Origin of the sequence: Neisseria sp. HMSC064D07, from assembly GCF_001837185.1 — a bacterium.
Lineage (GTDB): Bacteria > Pseudomonadota > Gammaproteobacteria > Burkholderiales > Neisseriaceae > Neisseria > Neisseria flavescens_C.
The window spans coordinates 230,794-238,544 of record NZ_KV831701.1; the positions used below are offsets into that span (position 1 = coordinate 230,794).

At 48.3% G+C, this 7,751-nt stretch carries 9 protein-coding genes; 7 read left to right on the plus strand and 2 right to left on the minus strand.

All coding sequences use genetic code 11. The features are described from left to right. Nucleotides 1–80: 80 nt before the first annotated feature. Complete coding sequence (locus tag HMPREF2608_RS08115) at nt 81–2,000, plus strand: TonB-dependent receptor (protein ID WP_070826575.1); 1,920 nt, start codon at nt 81–83, stop codon at nt 1,998–2,000. A 58-nt stretch (nt 2,001–2,058) separates the two neighbouring features. Next, nucleotides 2,059–3,036, plus strand: a complete 978-nt coding sequence (locus tag HMPREF2608_RS08120) for an ABC transporter substrate-binding protein (protein WP_049335420.1) — start codon at nt 2,059–2,061, stop codon at nt 3,034–3,036. Between the two features lie 140 nt (nt 3,037–3,176). Here the strand turns inward: HMPREF2608_RS08120 and HMPREF2608_RS08125 are convergent, their stop codons facing one another. Then, complete coding sequence (locus HMPREF2608_RS08125; RefSeq protein WP_070826576.1) at nt 3,177–3,467, minus strand: DUF1330 domain-containing protein; 291 nt, start codon at nt 3,465–3,467, stop codon at nt 3,177–3,179. Nucleotides 3,468–3,578: 111 nt separating this feature from the next. After that, nucleotides 3,579–4,010 (minus strand): organic hydroperoxide resistance protein, encoded by a 432-nt coding sequence (locus HMPREF2608_RS08130; RefSeq protein ID WP_070826577.1) that lies wholly within the window; start codon nt 4,008–4,010, stop codon nt 3,579–3,581. Nucleotides 4,011–4,095: 85 nt separating this feature from the next. Between HMPREF2608_RS08130 and HMPREF2608_RS08135 the strand changes: the two genes are divergently transcribed. The 5 genes from HMPREF2608_RS08135 (at nt 4,096) to HMPREF2608_RS08150 (ending at nt 7,560) form a co-directional block, all read left to right on the plus strand. After that, nucleotides 4,096–4,776, plus strand: a complete 681-nt coding sequence (locus HMPREF2608_RS08135) for an AraC family transcriptional regulator (protein ID WP_210402777.1) — start codon at nt 4,096–4,098, stop codon at nt 4,774–4,776. Then, nucleotides 4,755–5,009 carry a helix-turn-helix transcriptional regulator gene (locus HMPREF2608_RS11570; protein ID WP_210402778.1) on the plus strand — a complete coding sequence of 85 codons (255 nt, stop codon included), beginning with the start codon at nt 4,755–4,757 and terminating at the stop codon, nt 5,007–5,009. The genes HMPREF2608_RS08135 and HMPREF2608_RS11570 overlap by 22 nt, the downstream gene beginning before the upstream one ends. 133 nt (nt 5,010–5,142) lie before the next feature. Further along, a complete protein-coding gene (locus HMPREF2608_RS08140) occupies nt 5,143–5,940 on the plus strand; it encodes an ABC transporter permease (protein ID WP_049230919.1) in 798 nt (265 codons plus the stop codon). Further along, nucleotides 5,940–6,632, plus strand: a complete 693-nt coding sequence (locus HMPREF2608_RS08145) for an ATP-binding cassette domain-containing protein (protein WP_210402779.1) — start codon at nt 5,940–5,942, stop codon at nt 6,630–6,632. Before HMPREF2608_RS08140 ends, HMPREF2608_RS08145 begins: the two co-directional genes overlap by 1 nt. A 313-nt stretch (nt 6,633–6,945) precedes the next feature. Further along, on the plus strand, nt 6,946–7,560 hold the full coding sequence (locus HMPREF2608_RS08150; protein WP_070826601.1) for a CadD family cadmium resistance transporter: 615 nt from the start codon (nt 6,946–6,948) through the stop codon (nt 7,558–7,560). The last annotated feature ends 191 nt before the right edge of the window (nt 7,561–7,751 follow it).

Here is a 7,751-nt window from a genome sequence, read left to right on the forward strand (position 1 = left end):
ACAATAAATACCTTATCGTTTCTTTACTTTGCTTCTCTCTAAGAGCATAATAAATAAAAATGATTATCAGGATATAGATAATGAAACAAAACCATTTGATTTGCTTGTTAATGAGCAGTTTTGCCGCCGCAAACGGCTTTGCCGAAACCTTGGCAGACCCTGATGAAATCCAGCCTGTCAAAACCTTCTCCCCTCCCAAACCGATTGCTCCGACCGCGGCTCAGGGCTATTTCCCCGAAAACCAATTCGACCGCACCGACCGCAGCGATCATTACTTTGTTACCGAAAACATAGACCAAGCCTTCCGTCCGTTGAAAGCGAACAGCGGCTTCTACGGCAAAAGCTTTTACAATTCCATTACCGCGCAAGCGCGCAGGGCAAAAGTGTACGGCGTGGCCAACCTCAATCACACCAAGGCCAACGGCTACAAAGACGGCGACGGCAATCAGACCGATTGGAAATACAGCCGTTTCAATCAAGCTTTGGTACTCGGTTTCGTGCCGTCTGAAAATCAGGAATACCGCCTCACTTATCTGCACGACGACATCAACAACGACCGCCAACCGCAGTTCGTCAACGACGCATTGGATACCGAACGCCACATCGCCAAGCTCAACGCGCGTTGGGGCAATGCCGATTTGAGCAATACGGTCAGCGCGGAAGCAGGTGTCATCAAACTCAAACGCCATGCCGACAATTACTCCTTGCGACCAAACAACACGCCGCAGCAAGTGTTCGTAGAGCTTGACCGCAAAGTGTATGATTTCTCGCTCAAACACGATGCGGACTTCGGCAAATTCCACAACACCGCCGCCGTCAGCTACCGCAACGACAGCCAAAACGGCGAACGCAACGCCCACACCGCCATGCGCGACTTCCTCAACGGCTACCGTTTCGCCGATGTACACCTAGACCGCTGGCGCATTGCCGATACCTTGTCCTACAAATTCAACGACCAACACAAACTGGGCTTGGGTTTGAGCTACGAACTCAATGAAGCGGACGTACGCAAAAATACAGCGCAGCCCGCCCATCCAATGAACCGCAACCTTGCCTTCGCCTCATCGCAACAAATCTGGAAAACCCATTACGGCTACGACTTCAACGGTAAAGTGCGCCGTCATGCCTTCTCAGGCGAACTCAAATACGATTTCATGCCGTCTGAAACGCAAAAATACAGCGTTTCCCTTGCTCACTTAGAACGCATCGGCGACAACACCGAACGCTTCAACTCGCTTGCCGCTATCGTACAAAACCGCATGAACGGCGCATTGATGAACCAAAAACCAGCCGCCGCCATCGCAGGCAATCCCCTGCTGAAAACCGAAAAACACAACCGCATCGAACTCACCGCCGACAGCCGCAACGACTACTACAACGGCTACATGAACTCGTTGGCAGGCGCAGGCTGGAACGTAGGCGGCACGCTTGTGGCAGACAAAGTCAAAGACCTGATTATTTTTGACCGCGCCCACGGACAAAGCGGCACGGCTTCCAAAGGCGGCGGCATCATCACACGCAACGTGGACGCTCGATTGTTTACCGCACAGGCCTACGCGCGTTACAACTTTAATCCGCATTGGGCGGCAGGCATCAAAGCCGCCTACAACTACGGGCACAACGAAACCGACGGCAGGCCGCTCTATCAAATCCGTCCGTTTGAAGCCGCCGTCCAAGCCGACTACAAAAACTACTTTGCCCACGGCAGCTACAACATCGGCGCCGCAACACGCTTTGTCGCCAAACAAACCCGCGGCGATTTTGACGCGGCAAGCGGTCTGGGCATAGACAAACGCGAAGCCGCCAAAGGCTTTACCGTTGCCGACGTGTACGCAGGCATGAACATCAAAGACAAATACGGCTTGCGCTTGGGCGTGAACAACGTGTTCAACAAAAAATACGCCGAACACATCAGCGGCGACCACGTCCTCGCCCTGTCGCCCAGCGTAGTGTATGCACCGGGCAGGACGTATTGGTTGAGTTTGCATGCGGCTTTTTAAAATCAGGCCGTCTGAAAGAATGCCTACACTGGCTTATTAAGAATTAGGAGATAAAAAAATGGATATGAAAAGACGCGATTTCTTAAAAATGACCGCCGCGCTGGCTGCGGCAGGTGTTTCACCTTCGCTGTTGGCGGCGGGGAAAGAGCAATTTACCGTGTACGGCGCGCCGGCAATGCCCAGCGTAACCATTGCCGTAGCAGCGTTGCAAGGCAAACTGGCGAAACAGGCAGATGTATCGCTTAAAATCTGGCGATCGCCCGATCAACTGCGTGCAGGCGTAGCAAGCGGACAATTTAAAGTCATGATGAGCCCGAGCAATGTCGGCGTGAACCTGCGCAACCAAGGGCAGAAAGTCGGCATGGTCAATATTTTGACCAACGGCATCACACAGCTGATGTGCAAAGGCAGCGCGATTGCCTCGCCGCAGGATTTGGTCGGCAAAAAAATCCTTGTGCCGTTTAAAAACGACATGCCCGACATCGTGCTGCAAGCCTTGTTGAAAAAACTGAAAATCGACGCACACAAAGTCGGCATCACTTACACTGCCACGCCGCCCGAAGCAGTCGGACTGTTTTTGAGCAAGGATTACCACGCCGCCATTCTGCCCGAACCGATGGCAACTGCCAGCCTACTGAAAGGCAAAACCATGGGCGTAAACGTCGTGCGCGGATTTGACTTGGTGAAGGCATGGGGACAGGCGTTTGACACCAAACCGCTGATTCCGATGGCGGGCATCATCGCCAACGAAGAATATTTCCACGCGCACAAGGCGCAGTTCGACATCTTCCATCAGGATTTGAAAAACGCGCTCAACTGGATACTCGCCAACCGCCAAAGCGCGGCGAAAATCGGCAAAAACTACCTCCCAGCCCCCGAACCCGCCCTAGTCATGGGCTTGGACGGCGCGCGGCTGACGGTAACCAAAGGCAGCGAAGTGAAGAACGAGATTTTAAAGTTTTACGAAATCCTGATGCAGTTCAACCCGAAACTCTTGGGCGGCAAGCTGCCGGATAACGGGTTCTTCTTGGCTTAAAATGGGAGAAAGGCCGTCTGAAAAAAAGGGGAATACCTGATTTATCATTTTTCAAATGACCTATAAGGCAATAATCAGATCGGCATACAAACAGCCGTCTGAAATCAATCTTTCAGACGGCCTTTTTCTAAGAAGTGATTTTAATTAATCCCTTCCACCAAAATTGCACGGCCAGTTGTTGCGCCCAAACGGATGGATTTAAATTGGTCATACTCTGGGCTGTTGTACCATGCTCGTGCGGATGCCATATCAGGGAAACGCAATACTACGGAGCCATCAAAATCTGCTCCTTCAAAGGCTTCATGCTCACCATTTGCCACTAAAATCTCGCCCCCAAAAGGCGCAAGTGTCGGTACGCCAAGTTTTCGGTAGTGGTCATAGGCAGATTGGTCTTTCATTTCATCACGAATAAAGATAACGTAAGCAGTCATGATATTTTCCTTTTCAAAAATTATGGGTTGATATGTTGGATATTATTATAGAAAGCCGTCTGAAATTTTAGACGGCCTTTATGTCGAAATTAATTATTATGATATTTTTTATTACAAATCAAACGATTGAGTAACATTCACATGTAAACGTACATCGACGTTGCCACGAGTGGCGTTAGAGTAAGGGCAAACTTCGTGAGCACGAGTGATTAATTTGCGCGCCTCATCTTCAGTCAAACCTGCTACGGTAATCGTGATATCCAAATCCAAACCGAATGCACCATCTGGTTTTTGACCGATGCCCACGCCGACAGTGGTGGAAGATTTCGTTGGTTTCAAACCAAGAGTCGGTGCTACATGGTTCATCGCGCTATCAAAGCAGGCCGCATAGCCCATGGCAAAAAGCTGCTCGGGGTTAGTGCCATGTTTGCCGCTTTCATTTTGAAATGAAACCAAATCAAAGCCGATTGAACCATCGTCCACTTGGGTACGACCATCACGTCCACCGGTTGCTGTTGCTGATGTTTTGTAGAAAATTTTCATGATATTGTCCTCAATTCAATATTGGTTAAATGTTTTGGCGTACTGCCGTTGAAAGTGAGTTCATTATATTGAACAGCAATATGAAGTGTTATATGATTTATCCAAATTACTTGCCCATTCCTACAAAACCATGTTCTCAACTGAAACGATAGAACGCTTATTAAAAGTTATTCCACATAACGAAACCTATTCATCTCCAATTAAAGGCTTGGTAATGCGCCATGCCGATCAGCCGTTTTGCTACGAGGGTATTATTCAAGAACCGAGCATTTGCATCGTGTTAAGTGGGGAACGTGAAATACAACTAGGCGAACAATGTTACCGTTTTGACAATCAACACTTTATGTTCTGCCCTGTCAATGTGCCTATGCGCGGCGAAATTAAATATGCCGAGCCGAAAAAGCCGTTTTTAGTGATGTCGATGAAAATTGATATTGAAAGCGTTAGCAAGATTTTATTAGCAAATCCAAACCTTGCAGATGATATTCAACAGGGCGACGAAGGTTTTGCACAATGGCATTTGGATGAATCTCTCAAAAATGCCGTTGAACGCTTATTACTCTTGCACGAAAATCCAAAAGATATTGAGTTTCTTGCACCGCTTATCCAACAAGAAATTTATTATCGACTCCTTACAGGCGAGCAAGGTGGCAAATTTAAAGCTATGGTAAGCAATGGATCACACACCAAAAAATCGCCCAAGCCACCCATTATCTGCAACAACATTTTAGTGAAACCATCACCGTGGAAACCTTGGCAAATCTGAGCGGCATGTCATTATCTGGCTTTCATAGTCATTTTAAGAAGATAACCAGCCTTTCACCGCTGCAATATCAAAAATCCTTACGTTTGATGGAAGCCAGACGACTGATCGCACAAGAAGGACGAGGCATTACCGAAACTGCTTACCAAGTCGGCTACGAGTCGCCTAGTCAGTTCAGCCGTGAATACAAACGCTATTTCGGGCATGCTCCAAAAAGGGAAGCGGGGGTAAAATAGTCAGCAATGCAAGGAAGTTCAGCCCACCGTTTTTTAGATGATATTGAGCTGGGTTACGCTAGCAGTTAACCCAACCAATATTTTCAGACGGCCTATCATCTCCAAACCATCACTATGAACCAACACCCAAACCATGATTAAAACCGACAAAATCCGCAAACCGCAACCTGCGGTGTTTTACATCATCGACTACCTTTGGAGCGGCTTTGCCGGTCTGAGCGTGGCGATGGTGGTGGTGGCATTGTGGGCGTGGGGCAGTGCTGTGTTCGGTGAGTTTATGCTGCCTGCGCCGGTGGAAGTGTTTCAAAAGTCTCTGGATTTATTGAAACATTTTCAGGAAAACGAAATCGGGATTTCGCTGTGGCGGTCGGTGGTGGGCATTTCGGTTGCGCTGGTGGCGGGATTGGCGGCGGGGCTGGTGGCGGGCAGTTTTAAGACGGCGATGGCGTTGCTTAAGCCTGTGATTACGATTTTGTTGGCGATGCCGCCGATTATTTGGGTAGTGATGGCGTTGTTTTGGTTTGGTTTCGGTAATCCGAGCGTGCTGTTTACCATCATTGTGTTGGTTGCGCCACTGACGTTTGCGAGTGCGGCGGTCGGGATGGCGAGCGTGAACAAGCAGCACGAGGAGTTGTTTGACGCTTATAAATTAGGCCGTCTGAAAAAAATCCGCTATCTGTATATCCCGCATCTGACGGGCTATGTGATTTCCAGCATCGGCGTGGCGGTGGCGATGGGGGTGAAGGTGGTGATTATGGCGGAACTCTTGGGCGCGAGCGAAGGCGTGGGCGCGCGGATTGCGGACGCGAGGGCGATGCTGGAGACTTCGACGGTAATGGCTTATGTGGTGTTGGTCATCGTGTTTGTGTCGCTGTTTGAATACCTGATTACCAAGCCTTTGGAAATTTTGTTTATGCCGTGGAGGAGATAATGCTCTGTCTTGAAAACGTGCGTTTTGAAATTCTCCGCGACTCCATTGTGCGCGATTTCAGTTTGAACCTGCAACACGGCGAAGTGAAAGCTTTGTTCGGGCCGAGCGGCTGTGGCAAGACGACGGTTTTGCGGCTGATTGCGGGCTTGGAAACGCCGAAATCGGGTACGATACGCAATACTTTCCGCAAAACGGGTTTTCTGTTTCAGGAAAACCGCTTGCCGGAAAACCTGACCGCGATGCAGAATATTGCGATTTTTATGGACAAATCCGATGAGGGCGAAATCATCACGCTGGCGGCGAAAGTCGGGCTGACTGCGGGCGATTTGAACAAATATCCGACCGAGTTGTCCGGCGGCATGGCGAAACGGGTGGCGTTTTTGCGCCTGCTGCTGTGCGGCTGCGACCTTGCCTTGCTGGACGAGCCGTTTGTCGGTTTGGACCGCGATTTGCGCGATATTTTGGTTGCCATGCTGGTGGAAAAAATTGAGCGGCAGGGCATGGCGTGTATGCTGGTAACGCACGACCGCTTCGAAGCCGCGCGCCTGAGCCATGAAATCATGCTGCTTTCCACTAAGGGCATGAACGTGCAAAACGTGATAACCCTGCCCACGCCGCTGTCCGAACGCGATTCGGCTTTTGAAGAAGCCGTGGTGGCAAGGGAGTTCCAGGGGATTCATTATTATGAGTGATGAGGGAAATTTGAATATCTGACGAACCTTGCGATTCGTTGCCCTCTCCCTAACCCTCTCCCACGAGGAGAGGGGATCAGGTTTCTGAAAATCAGAGGGCGCGTAGGGTTGGGAATCAGTTGGCAGGTAAACCCGAAAATGTTCGGGCTCAACAGCTTAATCCCCTCTCCCCGTGGGAGAGGGCTAGGGAGAGGGTAAGCAAGCCGCAGGCTTGCCTCTTTAGCGAAAGATACGAATCTGTTATCCGAACGCGATTCGGTTTTTGAAAAAGCCGTGGTGCCAAGGGAGCACGGGATTCATTATGAGGTGCTTTATGTTTTCGACTGTGATTACTGCTGCTGTTTTATATATTGCTACAGCAGTAGATTTGTTGGTAATACTATTAATATTTTTTGCTAGAGCAAATACTAGAAAAGAATATCGAGATATTTATATCGGACAATATTTAGGTTCTGCAATTTTAATATTAGTTAGTTTATTTCTAGCTTTTGTTTTGAATTATGTTCCGGAAAAATGGGTGTTGGGTTTATTAGGTTTAATACCGATTTACTTAGGTATTAAAGTTGCTATTTACGACGATTGTGAGGGCGAAAAAAGAGCTAAAAAAGAATTGGATGAAAAAGGATTGTCAAAATTAGTCGGTATTGTTGCTTTGGTTACAGTTGCTAGTTGTGGTGCAGATAATATTGGACTTTTTGTTCCTTACTTTGTGACTTTAGATCTTGTCGACTTATTAGTTACTCTTCTTGTATTTTTAATATTGATTTTTGTTTTAGTATATACAGCACAAAGATTGGCTAATATTTCAGGTGTTGGTGAAATTGTAGAGAAGTTTAGTCGTTGGATAATGGTCGTTATTTATATTGGTTTAGGGTTATTTATTATTATTGAAAATAATACAATTCGAACAATAATATCAATAATATGAATGATACGGGCATTTGAGTATCTGACGAACCTTGCGGTTCGTTGCCCTCTCCCTAACCCTCTCCCACGGGAGAGGGAATCAGATTTCTGAAAATCAGAGAGCGCAGGATTGGGGATCGGATGGCAGGTAAACCTGAAAATGTTCGGGCCTGGCAGCCTAATCCCCTCTCCCCGTGGGAGAGGGCTAGGGAG

What these genes read in the sequence shown, in the direction of transcription:
- HMPREF2608_RS08125 (WP_070826576.1), bottom strand. Translation starts at nt 3,467, where the DNA reads ATGACTGCTTACGTTATCTTTATTCGTGATGAAATGAAAGACCAATCT.
- HMPREF2608_RS08145 (WP_210402779.1), top strand. Translation starts at nt 5,940, where the DNA reads ATGCTCTGTCTTGAAAACGTGCGTTTTGAAATTCTCCGCGACTCCATT.
- HMPREF2608_RS08150 (WP_070826601.1), top strand. Translation starts at nt 6,946, where the DNA reads ATGTTTTCGACTGTGATTACTGCTGCTGTTTTATATATTGCTACAGCA.
- HMPREF2608_RS08140 (WP_049230919.1), top strand. Translation starts at nt 5,143, where the DNA reads ATGATTAAAACCGACAAAATCCGCAAACCGCAACCTGCGGTGTTTTAC.
- HMPREF2608_RS08130 (WP_070826577.1), bottom strand. Translation starts at nt 4,010, where the DNA reads ATGAAAATTTTCTACAAAACATCAGCAACAGCAACCGGTGGACGTGAT.
- HMPREF2608_RS08120 (WP_049335420.1), top strand. Translation starts at nt 2,059, where the DNA reads ATGGATATGAAAAGACGCGATTTCTTAAAAATGACCGCCGCGCTGGCT.
- HMPREF2608_RS08115 (WP_070826575.1), top strand. Translation starts at nt 81, where the DNA reads ATGAAACAAAACCATTTGATTTGCTTGTTAATGAGCAGTTTTGCCGCC.